Raw genomic sequence first — 17,994 nt, forward strand, 5'->3', positions numbered from 1 at the left:
AACGTTTTACGAATTCCATCTTATTCCGAAGGAATGCCGTCGCCGTTTAGACAGCACAGACATTTTTTTGATGAGAGAGGATTTCTTAAGGATCGACTTAAATTCCTTGTTTGTACTCTTTCGTGTTTTTGTGATTTCGTGGCATTTTTCGAAGCATTATTTTCATACTCTTGAGCTTTCATTAATGTAATCAAAAAGGAAGAAAGAGAAAAAAAGGAATCACCGTATTCTCACAAAACTCTAACGATTCTCAAATTGATTTTCACTCAAACAATCGCTATACTTTCCAGGGAATTTTTACCATTTACACTAAAAATTGATAGCAATGGGGAAGTCTATTCGGATTCTATTTATTGAGAACAACCAGGAAAGTGTAGCACTCTTTACAACAGAGATGCGCAAATCCGGTTTGGAATATGAAGTTCGCCATCTCCCGTCATTCGATCTTATCCCGGAAGCATTAGAAGATTTTTCTCCCGAAATCCTCATATTTGACTATACAATAGCAGAATTAAAGCCGTCCGACACGATCACGATTCTCAAGAATATGATTTCTTTGACACCGCTGATTATCTATTCCGATGTGTTAAACGAAGAGATTGTTGTTGAATGTATGCGGTCGGGCGCGACGGATTATGTCTTCAAACAGCATTCTGCCCGACTGGGACCGGCCATTGAAAGTGCTATTGATAAGCGTCGTGTGCAGGAAGAATTGCGCCTCAGCAAAGAACGGTTCAATACTCTTGCGAAAGTATCAACTGTTGGTATTTTCCTTGCTTCACCGGAAGGATTCTATCTGTATGTGAACGAGCGTTGGAGCGACATTACCGGATTATCGTATGATCAAGCATTTGGCGATGGATTTTTGAATGCCGTTCATTCTCACGACCGGAAAAGAATTCGGACCGAATGGCATCGATGCGTGCGTGAGCAAGCACCATTCCATTCCGAATATCGAATCTTTCGTGAAAGCGACAAAACAGAATTGTGGGTGATGGGTCACGCGCTTCCGGAAATTAATACAGATGGTTCGCTTGCCGGATTCGTCGGTACGATTACGGATATCACCGAACGGATGCATGCCGAAATTGAAATAGACAGTTCCCGAAAACAATTACGCGCACTCACGGTGCGGCTGCAAAATATTCGCGAAGAAGAACGAACACACATCGCTCGTGAAATTCATGACGATCTCGGTCAGGCGTTGACGGGATTGAAAATGGATTTAGTCTGGGTGAATAATAAATTGCAATCATCGGATGATGTGATCCTGAAGCGTTTGAAATCGATGATTGAACTCGCCGATGCAACTATTCATAAAGTACGAAAACTTGCCACTGATCTTCGTCCCGGTATTTTGGATGACATCGGTCTCGCTGCGGCAATTGAATGGCAGGGGAAAGATTTTGGCGAACGAACAGGCATTGATTTCACATTCCATCTTGACGAAAATTTACAGATGGATGAAAAACGGTCTACCGCTTTTTTCAGAATTTTTCAAGAGTCATTAACCAATGTCATCCGTCATGCTCAGGCAAAGAATGTTGCCATCTCGCTTCGGAAAGACGGATCGAATGTTCTGCTGACGATTGAAGATGATGGAAAAGGGATTGCGCAGAACGAGTTAGCCAATCCACGCTCAGTCGGAATTTTGGGAATGAAAGAGCGTGCTGCGAGTTTTAACGGTGAGGTGAATGTTGCCGGTGTCCCGAACAAAGGGACGACGGTACGAGTCCGCATTCCAGTTGCCGAATCTTCCATGTAATTGTTCATGACACACATTCTTATCGCCGATGACCACACCATTGTTCGAAAAGGATTGAAGCAGATTCTTTCCGAAGGGATGAAGAATGTAGAATTTAGCGAATCTTCCAATGCCTCCGAAACCCTTTCCCGAGTTACCTCAAAAAAAATTAATATTCTTATTCTTGATCTCAGCATGCCCGGGCGAAGCGGTCTGGATCTATTGAAGGATGTGAAAGCACAAGCGCCGAAACTACCGATTTTGGTGCTAAGCATGTATCCCGAAGATCAGTACGCATTGCGTGTGATTAAAGCTGGAGCAATGGGGTATATGACGAAAGACAGTGCGCCGGAAGAATTAGTAAGTGCCGTAACAAAAATTCTTAAAGGGGGAAAATATATCAGTGCCGCTCTTTCCGACCAACTGCTTGCCTTAGTACAGGAACCGAAAAAAGGGGAAGGGTACGAACAATTATCGGACAGAGAATTTCAAGTGTTGCAATTGATCGCATCCGGAAAAACCGTTTCCGAAGTTGCTAACGCATTATCCCTGAGCGTAAAAACTGTCAGTACGTATCGCACACGCATTTTGGAGAAGCTTCATTTTTCCACCAACGCCGATCTTACGCGCTATGCTATGCAAAATAAAATTGTGGAATAAACCCTTGTAGGACAAACACCTACATAAAATACCTTGTTTCTCTGATACCATTCTCCTACAAATGTTTAGTATAGTAGTTATACTTATTATGCAAACAGTGAATAGTACGAAATCAGTAAATGTCTTTATTGTCGATGATTCAGAGATCGTTCGCGATCGATTGACATCGATGTTGTCTGAAGTTGCAACCATCAATATTGTTGGATATGCCGACAATCCTCTTGCGGCAACAGAATCCATTGTTCGATCAAAACCCGATGTCATCATCCTCGACATTTTTCTTACCGGCGGCAGCGGCATTCATGTTCTCAAAAACATTCGCGGAAAAAAAATCACCGCAAAAGTGATTATGCTGACAAATTATGCGCAGGATGAATACCGGAAAAAATGCTTCGAAGAAGGAGCGGATTTCTTTTTTGATAAGTCTATTGAATTCGATCGCGTCATTGATGTAATCCAAAAATTATCGGCAGCAGCATAAAGTTTATTTTTAATTTACTTATTTCAATATTTAACGGAGTTACCATATGAGACAAGCAATTTTCAGTCTAGGCGCGTTACTGATGAACCGCCTCAATTATCTGCAAAAATTTGCCGTTGTTGCATTGCTGTTGTTGATACCGAGTTTCAGTCTGCTGTATGTTGTTACTACACAGATCAACAAAGATGTGGAATATTCACAGAAAGAATTGACGGGGATTGCCTACAATTCCACATTGCGGTTATTTTACGAAAAAGTGCAATTGCATCGCGAAAGCTCAGTGCAGTTTTTCTTGGGTGATTCATCTGCGCAAGAGCGTATGGTTCTGTCGCAACAGGAAATTGAACAGGCAGTGCTCGGTGTTGACTCTGCTGATACGCAATACGGCGATGCGCTGGCTGTGCGGGAACAATGGAAGAATATTAAGATCGACTGGAAAAACTTGAAGAGCCGTGCCTTCACACATAAAATGGATAAAAGTGAAGAACTGCATAATAAATTAATTTCGGATATTTTGGCCCTTGTTGTTGACGTAGCCGATAACTCCAACCTTACACTGGATACGGATATTGAAACATACTATCTGATGAACATCACCAGTTTCAAAGCTCTGCAAATTACCGAAGCCCTCAGCCAATCCAAGATGTTGTTGACGACTGCGGCGAAAACGCCTAAGTTAACGCCGGAACAACGCACGGCGTTTACGGTCCAAGCCGGAAATATTCAACCACTCATGGCCGATATTGCTGACGCCGTTAACCGAATCAATACATACAATCAACCCGTTTCTCCGATTGTTGAGCCCTCCTACGTAGACTTGAAATCGACAACGGATCAATACATCGAATTACTGCAAGCCGAAATTTTGGACGATAGCTTACGCGCGTCCCGCGGTGTCGATCTGAATATTCTTGATCGTCCGATTAAAGCCGGTATGGAAGTGTTTGACGTTCAACTTCCCATTCTGAAAAATTTGATCGAAGTCCGTATTAAAACGTTTCAGAGTCAAGTGTTGATTTATATTGCCGGTACGCTCCTTGTTCTTGTTTTCGTAGGTTATTTGTTGGGTGGTTTCTACAGTTCGGTGATCGATACGGTGCATACACTGGAAGGTGTGGCAACACAGTTGAACGAAGGCAAGATTACAGAAGTGGTCGAGGTAGAAACGCGTGATGAGCTGGGTCGTGTAGGACGGTCGTTCAACCAGATCGCTCTCAGTTTGCTTTCCCGTAATAAAGAACTTGAAGATAACAGAATACAAATTGAAGCAACAAACAAAGCCTTGCGCGAAACACAAACCGCTCTTGTGCAAGGAGAGAAGATGGCGTCCCTCGGACAAATGGTCGCCGGCCTTGCTCATGAAATTAATACTCCGCTTGGTTATGTAAAGAATAATATTGAAATGATGATCAGCAATCAGCAGACGATTAATGATGCAATTGAAAAGTACCGCAAATTACTCGATATGCTGGTGAATGGTGTGGAAGATGGATTAGAAGAAACCGTAACGGATCTCGCAAATCTTGCAACAGAGTTGGAAAAAAATACTGTGCTGGAAGATAGTAAGACCATGTTGTCGCAGGCGCTTGTTGGTACGGATCGTATCCAGGAACTGATCAGGAACTTGAGAGAATTCTCGCGTCTTGATGAAGCAGATCTTGCAAAGGTCGATCTCAACAACGCACTCGATGCAACACTTGTTATCGCAAATAACGTTATCAAGAATAAAGCAGTCGTGAAAAAAGACTTCCAGCCGAATTTATCGGCGGAATGTTTCCCGGCTCAATACAACCAGGTTATTTTGAACTTATTAACGAACGCTGCACAGGCAATTGAAGGACAAGGAACAATCAGTATCCGTACCTATAAAGAACCGGGCAATCCGGATATGGCTGTCGTAAAAATTTCGGATACGGGAAAGGGTATTCCGAAAGAAAATCTTGGGAAAATCTTTGAACCATTCTTCACCACCAAAAAAATTGGTGAAGGAACAGGACTTGGACTTTCGATATCCTACAAGATCATTGAAAAACATGGCGGATCAATTAAAGTGGAAAGCGAAATCGGACGCGGTACAGATTTCTATGTTCGGATTCCGGTGATGCAGCCACGAGTTGGGAAGAAAGAAACTGCTGCGGTATAACGAAAAAATTAACGTTGAATAGAAATCATTGAAGCGCAAGGAGTAACCTATGAAAACACAAAACCCAGTAATCGAAGAAAAGGCGAACATCTTATTTGTCGATGATGAACCGATGATTCTTTCATCGCTGAATATGTTGTTTAAGAGTAAATACAAAGTGTACCTCGCAGAGAATGGATTTGATGCGTTGGAAATTATTAAATCAGTCCCGATTAAAGTGATTGTCAGCGATCAACGCATGCCCGGAATGTTAGGACATGAATTGTTGCGCCAGGTAAAAGAGATCAGTCCCAACAGTGTGCGTATGCTGTTGACCGGTTATTCGGATCTTGATGCAATTATCGGTTCCGTGAATGCCGGCGAAGTGTTCCGCTTTATCAACAAGCCATGGCAGGGTGAATTCATGCTGTATGTGGTGAAACTTGGTGTTGAGATTTTTGATAAAGTTTCCAAACTGCAGGAAGACGAGATGCAAAAAATAGATGAGGCGGTAACGGAAGAACATCCCGTCTCCGGTCATCGGGTGCACATCGAGGTTGAAGAAGAAAGTCAGACCGTGCTGTTTGTGGATTACAGTGAAGAAGAAACGGGAAGACTTGTCGAAAAATACGGAAGTGCATTTAACGTTGTTGCAGTGAATTCCGTTGATGCTGCGTTCCAAGAAATGGCAAAGAAGCCTGTCTCTGTTATCGTCAGCAATATCAATTTTGGCGATGTCGATGGCGTCAGTTTCCTTGATACGGTCCGCCGTGAATATCCGAATACCGTTTCTGTTATTCTGACGGAAGTGAAAGATGCGCAACTGGCCATTCGATCAATTAATGAGTTGAACGTATTCCGTTATCTTGTGAAACCAATGCCCGAGGATCAGATTTCACACACGTTGGAGAAAGCAATTGAACGAAGTAAGGCGTTCAAATCAACCCCGCATAAAAATGTTCTCAAAATGGCGGAAGAAATTGCTCCAGACAGATTTGTGAAGAACGAAGAGAGCACATTACGGCTTCGTTTGCGAGCGGCTCAGGCATTATTGAACAAAAATAAAAACAAGTAACATCGCTGCCCATCAAGTACTGTTTTGGACTATGAACAGGCAGCCAACAACAAGCCCCGCCGCCCCACGCGGGGTTTATTGTTTGGATTGAACAGCCTCACCAAAGGGTAAATCTTTTTTTTGATGCAAACCATCTCACAAAAAATAATTGGCGCTGAACACCTCACCGAGGTGATTGCCTACCTGAAAAATGCTGATAAGTTTATTCGGCAGGGAGATATTCAGAGTGCGCTTGATGAGATTATGCACGCCCGCGAAAAGAATCCCACCATCATGTATGCCCGCGCGTACGAAGAATATGTCCGATCGGTATTGCTCAAACAGACCGAGGAACGTGGTCAGGAAGAAGGAGCAAAAGAATCGGTTATTCAACAGCTGATGCCCACGCTTGAAAAAATTCTCGATCTTGCAATTAAGGAAGTAAAACGAAGTGCGGTCTCTGCTTACAAACAGAAAGAAGTCTACGCCCTCCAGAAAAAACATGAAGAAGATCAGCGCCAGGAGGAGATATTGCGCGGGAAGGGAATTGCAAAAAAGATTGCGGATTATCTTCAACGCGCCCGCCAACGTGAAGCACAGCAGGATTTCCGCAATGCGTTAAACGAAGTCGCTCGCGCATTCATGCTGGATCCGACGGATGAACGGATTCTGCAGATTGAAGAAGAGATTAAAACAGCTCAAGAGGATCACGATCGGAGAGAGGCATCGCTCAACAGCATTAAAGGGCAGGAAGAGAATAAACGGCGGGAACAGTTGTTGGGGCAATGGCAGTTTCTGCGAGAGCAGGAAAAAGAACAAGAAATTAGAAAGAAAGAAGAGGCCTATAAACAAGCTCGGTCTCAAAAGATCCGCGAGTATTTACAGATCGCGCGGGGCCTCTTCGGTGACAATAGAGTTGAAGAAGCGCTCAGTCAATTGGCATTCGTCATGGTCCTCGATCCGCTCAACGAAGAAGTGCTCAGTTTAAACTGGAAGATACGGGAAGCGCAAAACAAAAAACAGGAAGAGAACATTGCGCTGAAGAAGCAGCAGCAAGAGGAAGAAAAAAAGAAAGCTGAAATGATCCGCATAACGGTTCAAAAGAATCTGGAAAAAGCGGAAGAGTATCTCAGCCAAAAGAAATTTTCTGAAGCGTTACGGGTCATCACTCAGGCCTATTTCATCGATCCGACAAATGAAGATATTCTCACCTGTGAAAAAAAGATTCTTGTTATCGAAGAAGAGACGCTACGCATTGAAAGTGATGAACAGAAGCTTGCGGAGGATGAACGAAGGAGAAAACAGGAATCGGAATTACACCGCTTGTCCATTGAACAACAGAAGCGAGAACAGATCCGCGAACGGATCGACGTGGAATCCAAACTGCTTCGTGATGAAGAAGAAATTTTGTTGTTTCTCTCCAAGGCCCGCGGTTATGTCAGTCAAGGAAATTATGACGATGCATTGAGGCAGATTGCGCAGGCATTCAAGATCAATCCGTTCGATGAAGAAATCGCTAAACTTCAGCGGGAAATTCTTGACGGTCAAAAGAAAGCAAAGCTGTTGAAGAAACCTTCTCTGCAAATGCTTGTTGAACCAGAAAGTGCAAGTGACCATCAAACAGCAGAAACCATTCGTCAATTTATTGAGAATGCTCAAAAGTTTAGAGGAGAGTCTCGTTACCAAGAAGCACTTGATGAAATTGCCCAGGCGTATCGGCATGATCCGATGAACGAATCGCTTTTTTCACTGGAGGGAGAGATCCAGCAGGAATTTCTTCAATATGAAGAAAAGCAGCAGCGTGAGCAGGAATCCTTTAAAATGGATCAAGGTGTCAAGAAAAGTTTGGCAATGGCAAGGGAAGCACTTTCACGGGAAGCATTCAGTGAAGCCCTTGGCTGGGTGGACTATGCAATGAGTTTTGACATGAAACGATTTGAAACTCTGCAAATGAGAGATGAGATTGAACGGTCACAGCGTCAGATGGAAGAAAAGAAATCGAATGAAGATAAAGAACTGGTGATCCAATTCCATCTCAGTAAGGCGATGGAATTTATGTCCGAAAAAAGAACATTTGAGGCTATTTTCGAGGTAGATTTAGCCCTTCGGCTGAATCCGAACCACAAAGGTGCCGCTTCCTTGCGAAAGCGATTGAACGAATTATCCAATGAATCGGTCATTTCATAAAAAGGGTCAAATTAAAGTTAAAAAATTCTAACGGGTTAAGTTGTTGACAAATCTATCTTATTTCTTTAAGATAGGAGTAAGTGTAGACACATAACCGATCAATTTCATGGCTGAAAACCCTTCATTACCAACATCTGAGCGATTGAAAGAAGTTGCTCTTCTTTTAAAGCAAGCTGATAAGCTTGTGAAAGAAGGGGATCTTGCAACTGCGCTGACGCTCATCGCAAAGGCCAGATCGTTCGACTCCCGTCACTTATACGCCTTAGCGTATGAGGAGCGTGTTCGTACGTTGTTAACAGCAAAACAACAGGAAGAGGCAAAGAAGGGGACGAAGCAAGCAGCACCTAGTACTGAACCAAGCGCTGAACAAAAGATTGCTCCGACCCTGCAGCATTTATCCAACCTTGCCATCATTGAAGCACAACATAGTGCAAACGTAGCTGCACAGCAGGAACAAGCCGTTGAGATTCATAAAAAAGAGGAAGAAGAAAAGTCAAAGAACGATGAGTTGCGGCGTAATGCCATCGAAGCAAAGATTGCCGCATTCTTAAATCGTGCTAATAGTTATTACCTGCGAAAAGAATATAATCGTGCACTGGATGAGATTGCCCGCGCCTACCTTCTGGATCCGGTCAATGACAAGATTCACACTCTGGAAGATACCATTCGTAAAGCACAGGAAGATTCCCGCCGGGATGAAGAAGCGGACAAGCAGCGGAAGATGGAAGAAGACCGGTTGAAGCGGCAGGAAATTATTAAGTCGCAAACCCAGCAGTATCAAAAAGAAAAAGAAGAAAAAGTAAAGCGTGATGAACAGGAACGGAAACGCGCTCAGGAAGAAAAAGTAAAGCAATACCTGCAGCATGTGAACGAACTATACCTTGCTAATAAGTTGGATGAAGCATTGGGTGAACTAGCATTTGTTGTTGTGATCGATCCGTTAAACGAGGAAGTGCTGCGTCTGGAACAAAAAATTCTTGAAACCCAAGAACAGCAGCAACAGCATCAATTGGAACTTTATCAAAAGCAACTGGAAGAGCGACAGAAAAAACGGGAAGTGATTGTTGCAACTATTAAAAAGCACATCTCGAATGCTGAGCAGCTCGCCAGACAGCAAAAATTTACCGACGCTCTTCGCACAATTACACGGGCAACGGTGCTCGATCCCGTCAACGACGATCTGCAGGAATGTGAACGCAGGATTCTTGCAATGCAGGAAGAATATTTCCGGCTGGAAGAGGAAGGCAAACGGGCGATGCAGGAACAGATTCGGCGTCAGCAGGAAGAAGAAGTGATCCGGCTTGAGCAGAATGATCGCTCAAAAGCGATGCAGGGAGAATCAGAAGAAGTTCGTGCGCAACAGCGTATTGATAAAGAAAAGATTCAGCAATATTTGGACCGTGCTCGGAAGTTCCTCGGTGAGAAACAGTTTGAAGTGGCTCTGGGTGAAGTTGCCCTTGCGTTCATCATCAATCCATTTGACGAGGATGTGAAACAAGTGGAGCAGCTGATTCTTCATGAACGGGAAGAACATCAAAATGTACAGAAACGTACCGCACAGCAAGCAGTGCTGAACGAACAGAAGACCAAGAATTCCGTCAACGAAAAAATCCAATCCCATATGCTGGAAGCGGAACGGCTACGATCCATGAGCCAATTCAGCAAGGCGTTTAATGAAGTGGCAAAAGCATTTATTCTCGATCCGCTCAATGCAGACATACAGAAGTACGAACAGGATTTGCAAGTAGAATTCGATGCATTCCTGTTTGATCAGCATAATAAGCGCGATTTTGATGAAAAATCGAAAATTATTCAGCGGCACATTCAACATGCGACGGAATTCCTCGATCGTGATTTATTTGAAGAGGCTCTTTCCGAAGTGAACGGCGGTCTCGTAATCGACGAACAGAATAAAGAGCTGTTGAATTTACGGCAGAAAATTTCCAACGCGTCCGAAGGATGGAAACTGAAACAGCGCGAAGAATCCCGCAATCTCGAGATCCAAAAATTATTGGTGATCGGAAAGGAATATTTCACCGTGGGTAAGTTTGATGAAGCGATTATTGCCGTACGAAAAGCGATTGAATTTGATCCAAACCGCAAAGAATCGGTAGCGTTGCTGGAAGATATTGAATCGGTGATTGCACAGACGCACGATTCCAAACAAAGCGAAATGCGTCATGAACGGGTGGCGTCGCATCTTGCACAGGCACAAAACCATCTTATGGCAAACATGTTGGACAAAGCACTCGTGCAGATCCTTTCTGGATTAGTAATCGATCCAATGAACGACGATCTGCTGAAACTTGAGCAGCGTGTCACTGCGTTGCATGATGCACGCATCAATGAACGACAATCGAGCGCTGTATCCTCTCCCTCCGCACAGCAGCGTATTTCAAAAGAAGAGCAAGAACGACTTATTCGCATTCACGTTCGCGTAGCAACGGAATTCCGTTCGCAAAAGGAATATGCGAAAGCGCTCGATGAAATTGCCCATGGTTTAACGGTGGACATGCAGAATGAAGAACTGTTGAAACTCGATGCAGAGATCCGAACCGAACAGACCGATCACGATCAGAAAGCAGCACAAGGACTAAAACTGATCTACTCCAGCGGACAAGCAGCAGGATAATGAGCATCGACTCACTCACAACGCTGCTTCGTGAAGCGCAACACGAAGTACACCGGCATCAATATTCCCACGCATTGAAGATCATTCGCGACGCGAAAATCATAGACCTCCACAACCTTTACCTGTTCGCTCTGGAACAATTTGTCACAACGCTTCCGTATCCTTCTTCCGTTGAATTCACCGAAGAAAAAGGAATGGAAAACGAACATGTGTTATCATTGTTAACCGATCGTGCAGTGAACGACCGTGAACGGCGCGCGCAAAAACGTTCTGAAGGAATGATTGTTCCCGATGAACGGGCAGTGTTGCTGGAAAAAGTGAAGAACAGTTATTTCCAACGGGCAGACGAATTTATTGAAGCAAAAGAGTTTGGCAGAGCACTGGAGGAAATCCAGCGGGTCTATTTTTTTGACCCGCAAAATTTTGTAGCCAAGGAGTATCAGCAAAAGATCGCGCAGCTTGCCGATTTGAACAAGAAATAAACTTCGGAAGTTATTTTGCGATCGACACAAGACGCGCTAATGTTCGAATCGTCTTCGGATCGATCGTAAAGGATTTCACATCGATTTTGTTATTCTTCATATCCCTGTAATACAACAATCCCCGTACCGAGCGGGCGCCGGTCATATTATCAACAATCTGTTTATTTCCGACTACAAGAAACTTCAACACATGCTTAGCATCATTTTCATTACGGAATCCTGTCTTTTGTACTTTTAACTCGTTCGTCGGTTTTCCATCAATAATAAATTGCATATGGGTGTTGGCAGGAAGTTGTGGCTTCAACGCCGCATTAAACTTTCCAATCTCTTCAAATCGAAAGACAAACAGGGGATCGCGGCCTTTTCTGATTTCGAAATCCGGATTGAATATGAGTTCATATCCAAGCAAGCCTTGCGTGGATAATTTATGTTGAACGTTCACCGGAGTGGAGAATGACATCCAGCTGCCGGGACCATGTTCCTGGATGGAATGTATGTCGTCGTCCTGAGCAACGGAGAATGTGGTAGTGAGTAAAACAAGCGTAAAAAAAGTAAGATACTTCATATATTTTTCTCCATATTCGGTAAGATCTACAGCTAAAAATACAGATTTTACTGTAGATTGTAAAGACAGCATTTATTTTTTCGGAAATTCTTGATAGCTTGGTAGCGTAACTTAACCCTTGTGGTGTCGTAAGATACTGACTCATTCTTTATCACATTCATGACCTTTACGTTCAATAAAGTTCAGCAACTTCGAACATTCTTTTCCCTTCTATTTGTCGTACTCCTTGTACAATCGATCATTACATTTATTTCCTTCATCAGCAGTCCGAATGACGAAAATTGGTTTCGGGATTCACCATCGCGGTTTATGGCGGTGAAACCAATCCATGCAGAGCTTATCAATAAACGTCCCTCCATTGGAGGTCACCCACTTTCCATTCGAACCAGTTTTGATTCTGTGATGACTGGAGATTTGATCACGGCAATTAATGATGGTACTTTGAAGACTATGAAGGATGTATACGATGCCATCGAGGAGAGTCCGCAAGAAGAGATTCGCTTTGAAATTCTCCGGCCTTCGCTTAATTATTTGCTCACCTTCAAAGTGGAACGAAAAACCATACCTTCAGAATTTCTTGTGTTGGTTCCGAATTATGTCTACGTCACGGATGTGTTTGCCGGCGGTGCTTCCGATCGCGGAGGAATGAAGATCGGTGACCTGATCGTCCGAATTAACGAACAGGAATTTGCAAATGCAGGTGAAGCAGATCGGATCCTTCGATTTGGACAGATCGGCAAATCGCTGAAGTATGAAGTTCTTCGGAATAATCAGTTGGTTGAATTGCATATTGTTTTAGCAAAGTTCGGTATTCCAATCTCGCTGTTGGTCTTTACATTGTGTGGATTGTTATGGATGGCAACAGGAACGTTCATTGCTGTCTCGCGGCCTAATTTGCAGGCAGCACGATTGGTCGGCAGCGCATTTCTATTGATCGGATTTTTTCTTGCGATATTGTTTATCCGAAGAGATTTTTCCCTGACGCCGGAAGTCATCGTTGTTCAAGTGATGAGGGGAGCAGCGTATGTGTTTGGGACAGCGTTTTTCTTTCATTCCATGCATTATTTTCCGATTGAACGAGCTGACCTGATAGAAAAAAAATGGATTGCCCGCGGATATTATATTCTTTCGGCTGTTTCAGGATTTCTTACCACCATTTGGAATGCACCATACCCCTTGGCACTGGTCTTGGTTTTTGGATTGTTTGTGATGATAAAATACCGGAAGGGTGCATCGCCGGAATATAAAAGTTATAACAACATTGTGCGTTGGACTGCGCTGTTTGTCGGTATTTCTTCCTCCGTCATTGCATATTATTTTTTCATCAATTCGGTTCAAGCATCCCAAACGATAGGGCTGGGGTTATTGGGTGCGGTGCTTGCAACAATTCCTCTCTCATATCTTTATACCATTGGACGGTATCGGTTATTGGACATGAATTTCCGCGTGCGGCGGAATACACAATACAGTGTTGTTACATTTCTGTGGGGCGGAGCGATCGTCTATTTTCTCGTGTGGATATTCTTTCAGTTACCGATGCTTGACCTGCCAAAAACGAATATTGTCTTTACCGGAACAGCTATTGAAGTGAATGATGCTCCGGAATTAGCGTCTCAACGGGGAACCTCTGAACGCGTGATGCTGATGGCGTTGGCAATTTTGCTCACCTTTGTAGTGATGCGTGTACGGAAATACGGTCAGCAGTTTATCGACAAGAAATATTTTCGGCAGCAATACGATTATCGCCGTGCATCGTTCGAGCTTGGAGAAGTGCTGGCAACAACGCTGAATGCAGAAGATCTTGCACGGGGACTTGTGCAAAAATTGAGCGAGTTAATGAAATTAAAACGGGTTGGCGTATTATTTTTTCGGGGAGAACAGAGTTGTTCGTGTCTTTCAGCGCAGGGATTTGATGGAAAAATGTGGTCGCAATTTTGCGTCTCCCATGAGCAAGATTTGATCAACAGCATTAAGACATTCAGTAATGAATTTCGGATTGACTATCTTCCGGCATTATTGAAGGATGAATTCAATCGTCAGGGATTCCATTACGGTATACCGATCCGTTCTAAGGAAAAATTAATTGGTGTGATGCTTGTCGGTGAAAAACAATCCGAAACGACCTTCCAACAGGAAGATCTTGCGTTCCTCTCCTCAACAGCAAAACAGGCATCTGTATCGATTGAGAATGCATTTTTGTATGAAGAGCTTGCCGAAAAGGAACGGATGAAACACGAACTGCAGATTGCCCGCCGGATCCAATTGGATTCGCTTCCGCAGTCAACACCGGATGTACAGGGATTAGAAATTTCGGGAACATCGATTCCTGCGATGGAAGTGGGAGGGGACTTTTTTGATTATCTTTCGAATGGGAACGGAAAGCTGACGATTGTGATCGGTGATGTCAGCGGAAAAGGGACATCGGCGGCATTATATATGTCCAAAGTTCAAGGGATTCTTCGCTCGCTGCACGGTTTTGATCTTTCACCGAAAGATCTTTTTACGCGGACCAATACCTTATTATGTCAGGACTTGGAGAAACGTTCCTTTGTGACGGTTCTTGGTGCTGAGTTTAATACCGAGAATAAATCTGTGATCGTCTCTCGCGCAGGTCATTTACCCCTCTGGCACTATCAAGCCAAATCCCGCACTGTTGTAAAAGTGCTTCCCCGCGGATTAGGTTTAGGACTGAATGCTGCTTCAATCTTCACTGCAGAGATGAAAGAGAAAAAGATTCAATATGCTACAGGAGATATATTCCTTTTTGCAACCGATGGCGTCACCGAAGCGCATAACGCATCAGCCGATTTTGGCGAAGAACGGTTGCAGAAAATATTAATTGATTCTTTTGATAGCCCGGCACAAATGATACAAGAACACATCATTAAAGAAATATCGAAGTTTGTCGGGGAGAAGGAACAGCATGACGATCAAACCGTGGTGGTGGTCAAAGCGGTGTAATGAGAAGCGATCGTATAAACAAGATCGCTTCTCACTGACACAATTCTAAAAGAGATATGTACCAACTGTTTTGCCGGGCAGAGAAGTTGAAAAGGCAGCTTCGCCAACCTTTACTCTGATCATTTGATCTTCCATGGATGTGTTTGAAATAATAAGAACGATAGTTCCATCGGGATTAATGAATGCCACATTATTGAGCGATTTATCTGTTAGACTAGAATATATTCGATACGCTCCTACCTTTACAAACTTAGAAATTTGCCCCTGTAAATAATATTCACCGGTCAGCCAATAATTATCGTGATTCTTTGCATCTTTAATAATCATTGAATGTCCGGGAGTGTGTGTCCATTGCTCAGGTCCTCTTTCACTATTCAGCATGGTCACCCAACCGATATATGTTCTTGACCAATTTCTGAAAATATCAATAATATCACTTACCCCATCAGCCCCCCAGTAGGTGCGTTCCGTGAAAAAGATTGCCTTCGAAGGAAACATGTTGCGAATACTTTTGACTTCATTAATAGCCCACGAGTAACCGTGAATTGCAGTACCATAGATTGCAGCATTTGACTCAGAATCAGATAGAATAGGTTTTGCGTAGTTTAACGCACCGTCATAATTGTGATCATAAAGTAATATTTTCGTCTCCAAATTATGCTTAGCAAGTTCTTTGCTTAATGCAATCGCTAATGCTTGAGCCTGTCCCGATGTAAGCGAGCATCCCGGATAATCCACCGGTACATACAGAGATTCATTTTGTAACGTTAACGCATACACCGGAATTCCTTTTTCTTTGTAAGCCAATAAAAATTTCGTCAAATACGCTGCATACACATCTGTATATTGTGAAATAAAATTTCCTCCAACAATATTTTTTGATGTTTTCATCCATGCCGGGGGTGACCAGGGGGAGGCAACAAACCGCAACTGCGGATTAATTTTTAATGCATCTTGTAACACGCCAATAATATTGTAATCAATATCTTTTTGAATTGAAAAATATGTCAGTAAGGTATCTTCTGTATTATTGGGAGTGTCATCATACGTATAAAATTTTCGTGACGTAAAATCCGATGTGCCGATACAAATACGCATCATGTTGAATCCAATTCCCTTATCGGGAGAAACGATTAGTTGAAGCAGTTCTTCGCGCTTTGCGGCGGTCATGCTCGATAAATTGAACACGGTCGTTTCTTCAAAGGAACATCCAAATCCTTCGAATGGCTGATATGTTGTTGATGAGTCGACGACGATCGTATTCGCCAGAGTGTCTGATTTTTGAAAATACACGTCAGACTGCTGTGTAAGTTTGTGTGTAAAATCCTTTGGTCCATTGAACCACGATGTATCTGCCGGCATCACCTCGGTGGTGAACCACACTTTTACCGGTTTGTCTGGTGTTTCATTACACGCTATAAGGGTAATACATAACAAGAGTGACAATAGACGTATTGTCTGAGTGGTAACGCTCAATGATCTAAGATTTTTCATGGTCGCCCAAACATATTTTTGATTATTCATTCACTTCTGTGAATACTAAATTCTATTTGTCTAAAACATCAGGATCATCGATAGGATAAATAAAAATGCCGCAAGTTGCGGCATTTTTATAGTAGCGCGTACGGGAATCGAACCCGTATTTAAGCCTTGAGAGGGCTCCGTCCTAACCGTTAGACGAACGCGCCGGTTTGTTTCCTTCAAAATTTCTCTGTTTTCGCCAACTCGATTTGTCATTGTTGCGTTGAAGATGACAAATTTTTCACTTTTATTGCCGAGTTAGTGCCCACTTTGTGCCCACCTGTTTTTTGATTGAGTAAGCATATATCAATTTACAAAAGGATGATGCTTTCTGCAACAGAGTAAAAATAATTTAGCGCGTTAGCAAGAACGCCCAACAGAATGTATACTGTGGAATTATCTCTTCGCAGCCTGTCTCCGGTTGCGAATAGTTATTCTTGAATGACAGATTTATATCAGTTACATTCCTCCGAAGAATATGAATCTGAAAAATATGATAACTCTATGACAATTTATTGACACCAATAACAGAACACTTCACCATATTGCACATGGATTGAAACTGTATTCATAAGACGATTCATTGCTGACAGGTCTTAATTATGTTAACGCGATTATCGCATACAACAAGTTTTTTTTCGGGTTATTGGATTACCATGAGGCCGTATCTGTTATTTATTTCCGGAATTACTGGTATGTGTGGCCTTTCCTATTCAGCATCACTCCCTTTTTTCTCTGAATTCCTGCTCTTTGCTGTCTTCTTTTTTTCTTACGGATTCGGTCAGGCTCTTACTGATTGTTTTCAAATGGATACGGATTCGCTTTCGTCCCCATATCGTCCGCTCGTACAGGGAACACTTCGGAAAAAAGATGTAATGGTTGTCAGTCTGTTGGGTTTGGCTGCATGCGGAATCATTCTCGGAATATTTTCCTTTGCAAATCTTTTTCTGGCATTTTTTTGTGTCGTAGGTTTATCGACATATACGTACTTCAAAAAACGATGGTGGGGAGGTCCATGGTACAATTCGTGGATTGTTGTTTTGGTTTTTCTCATGGGATTCCAATCCGGAAGCACTCTTTCATTCGATCAATATCGTTTAGAATTTTATTGTACCATTACTACCGTATTTTTTGGATATGCTAATTTTGTTCTTACCGGTTATTTTAAGGATGTTGAGGCAGATCGTTCGACGGGATATCACACTCTTGTTGTTGAGCACGGAAGAAAAATATCATCGAATGTGAGCAATGTTTTTGCTCTTCTGTTCACACTTTCCGGGATCGTATCAGTTATTTTAGTCCTCAAGGGACGATCAATTGACATTTCGTCTGTTGCGGCAATAACACTATTGATTGTGGCTGTTTATTTTTCCTGGTATTCTCAATATAAGCTTCGTCATGTCACGGACGATCAACACGCATATCTTGCGATCCTTCCTTGTATCCATTCATATATCACGATGATTGCTTCAATTACCATTGTCAATAAACCTTCGTGGATGATATTCTTACTCATTTATTATGCGTTGTACTTTTTGACTATAAAATTACGTCCCGAACAATCACAAATTTAATGGCATGATCT

At 42.8% G+C, this 17,994-nt stretch carries 12 protein-coding genes and 1 tRNA gene; 10 read left to right on the top strand and 3 right to left on the bottom strand.

Going from position 1 to position 17,994, the window contains the following annotated elements; all coding sequences use genetic code 11:
- The first annotated feature begins 325 nt into the window (after window positions 1–325).
- The 8 genes from WDA22_14800 (at window position 326) to WDA22_14835 (ending at window position 11,362) form a co-directional block, all read left to right on the top strand.
- Window positions 326–1,765: a PAS domain S-box protein gene (locus WDA22_14800; GenBank protein ID MFA5834744.1), complete on the top strand. Its 1,440-nt coding sequence runs from the start codon at window positions 326–328 to the stop codon at window positions 1,763–1,765.
- A gap of 6 nt (window positions 1,766–1,771) precedes the next feature.
- Window positions 1,772–2,404, top strand: coding sequence for a response regulator transcription factor (locus tag WDA22_14805; protein ID MFA5834745.1), 633 nt, complete (start codon window positions 1,772–1,774; stop codon window positions 2,402–2,404).
- A gap of 88 nt (window positions 2,405–2,492) precedes the next feature.
- Window positions 2,493–2,885 (top strand): response regulator transcription factor, encoded by a 393-nt coding sequence (locus WDA22_14810; protein MFA5834746.1) that lies wholly within the window; start codon window positions 2,493–2,495, stop codon window positions 2,883–2,885.
- Window positions 2,886–2,931: 46 nt separating this feature from the next.
- Window positions 2,932–5,028, top strand: coding sequence for an ATP-binding protein (locus WDA22_14815; GenBank protein ID MFA5834747.1), 2,097 nt, complete (start codon window positions 2,932–2,934; stop codon window positions 5,026–5,028).
- A gap of 49 nt (window positions 5,029–5,077) precedes the next feature.
- The gene (locus tag WDA22_14820; GenBank protein MFA5834748.1) at window positions 5,078–6,082 is read left to right on the top strand and encodes a response regulator; all 1,005 of its coding nucleotides are present in this window, start codon (window positions 5,078–5,080) and stop codon (window positions 6,080–6,082) included.
- 123 nt (window positions 6,083–6,205) lie between these two features.
- Window positions 6,206–8,248, top strand: coding sequence for a hypothetical protein (locus WDA22_14825; protein ID MFA5834749.1), 2,043 nt, complete (start codon window positions 6,206–6,208; stop codon window positions 8,246–8,248).
- A gap of 106 nt (window positions 8,249–8,354) precedes the next feature.
- The gene (locus tag WDA22_14830) at window positions 8,355–10,880 is read left to right on the top strand and encodes a hypothetical protein (GenBank protein MFA5834750.1); all 2,526 of its coding nucleotides are present in this window, start codon (window positions 8,355–8,357) and stop codon (window positions 10,878–10,880) included.
- The gene (locus WDA22_14835) at window positions 10,880–11,362 is read left to right on the top strand and encodes a hypothetical protein (protein MFA5834751.1); all 483 of its coding nucleotides are present in this window, start codon (window positions 10,880–10,882) and stop codon (window positions 11,360–11,362) included. Before WDA22_14830 ends, WDA22_14835 begins: the two co-directional genes overlap by 1 nt.
- Window positions 11,363–11,372: 10 nt before the next feature.
- Here the strand turns inward: WDA22_14835 and WDA22_14840 are convergent, their stop codons facing one another.
- Entirely contained in the window at window positions 11,373–11,927 is a 555-nt protein-coding gene (locus WDA22_14840; protein MFA5834752.1) for a hypothetical protein, read from the bottom strand.
- Between the two features lie 159 nt (window positions 11,928–12,086).
- Between WDA22_14840 and WDA22_14845 the strand changes: the two genes are divergently transcribed.
- The gene (locus tag WDA22_14845; protein MFA5834753.1) at window positions 12,087–14,888 is read left to right on the top strand and encodes a SpoIIE family protein phosphatase; all 2,802 of its coding nucleotides are present in this window, start codon (window positions 12,087–12,089) and stop codon (window positions 14,886–14,888) included.
- Between the two features lie 45 nt (window positions 14,889–14,933).
- On the opposite strand, the gene WDA22_14850 is transcribed toward WDA22_14845, so the two are convergent.
- Window positions 14,934–16,412, bottom strand: coding sequence for a glycoside hydrolase family 30 beta sandwich domain-containing protein (locus WDA22_14850; protein MFA5834754.1), 1,479 nt, complete (start codon window positions 16,410–16,412; stop codon window positions 14,934–14,936).
- 92 nt (window positions 16,413–16,504) lie between these two features.
- Window positions 16,505–16,576, bottom strand: a tRNA-Glu gene (locus tag WDA22_14855).
- 489 nt (window positions 16,577–17,065) lie between these two features.
- Here WDA22_14855 and WDA22_14860 point away from each other — a divergent pair.
- Window positions 17,066–17,983, top strand: coding sequence for a UbiA family prenyltransferase (locus tag WDA22_14860; protein MFA5834755.1), 918 nt, complete (start codon window positions 17,066–17,068; stop codon window positions 17,981–17,983).
- Window positions 17,984–17,994 lie beyond the last annotated feature (11 nt).

It is taken from the genome of Bacteroidota bacterium (assembly GCA_041658205.1).
Lineage (GTDB): Bacteria > Bacteroidota > Ignavibacteria > UBA10030 > UBA8401 > UBA8401.

Excerpts from the sequence above, each read along its gene's own strand:
- WDA22_14810 (MFA5834746.1), top strand. The coding sequence starts at position 2,493 with ATGCAAACAGTGAATAGTACGAAATCAGTAAATGTCTTTATTGTCGAT.
- WDA22_14800 (MFA5834744.1), top strand. The coding sequence starts at position 326 with ATGGGGAAGTCTATTCGGATTCTATTTATTGAGAACAACCAGGAAAGT.
- WDA22_14845 (MFA5834753.1), top strand. The coding sequence starts at position 12,087 with ATGACCTTTACGTTCAATAAAGTTCAGCAACTTCGAACATTCTTTTCC.
- WDA22_14835 (MFA5834751.1), top strand. The coding sequence starts at position 10,880 with ATGAGCATCGACTCACTCACAACGCTGCTTCGTGAAGCGCAACACGAA.
- WDA22_14860 (MFA5834755.1), top strand. The coding sequence starts at position 17,066 with ATGAGGCCGTATCTGTTATTTATTTCCGGAATTACTGGTATGTGTGGC.
- WDA22_14815 (MFA5834747.1), top strand. The coding sequence starts at position 2,932 with ATGAGACAAGCAATTTTCAGTCTAGGCGCGTTACTGATGAACCGCCTC.
- WDA22_14820 (MFA5834748.1), top strand. The coding sequence starts at position 5,078 with ATGAAAACACAAAACCCAGTAATCGAAGAAAAGGCGAACATCTTATTT.
- WDA22_14840 (MFA5834752.1), bottom strand. The coding sequence starts at position 11,927 with ATGAAGTATCTTACTTTTTTTACGCTTGTTTTACTCACTACCACATTC.
- WDA22_14850 (MFA5834754.1), bottom strand. The coding sequence starts at position 16,412 with ATGAATAATCAAAAATATGTTTGGGCGACCATGAAAAATCTTAGATCA.
- WDA22_14805 (MFA5834745.1), top strand. The coding sequence starts at position 1,772 with ATGACACACATTCTTATCGCCGATGACCACACCATTGTTCGAAAAGGA.
- WDA22_14830 (MFA5834750.1), top strand. The coding sequence starts at position 8,355 with ATGGCTGAAAACCCTTCATTACCAACATCTGAGCGATTGAAAGAAGTT.
- WDA22_14825 (MFA5834749.1), top strand. The coding sequence starts at position 6,206 with ATGCAAACCATCTCACAAAAAATAATTGGCGCTGAACACCTCACCGAG.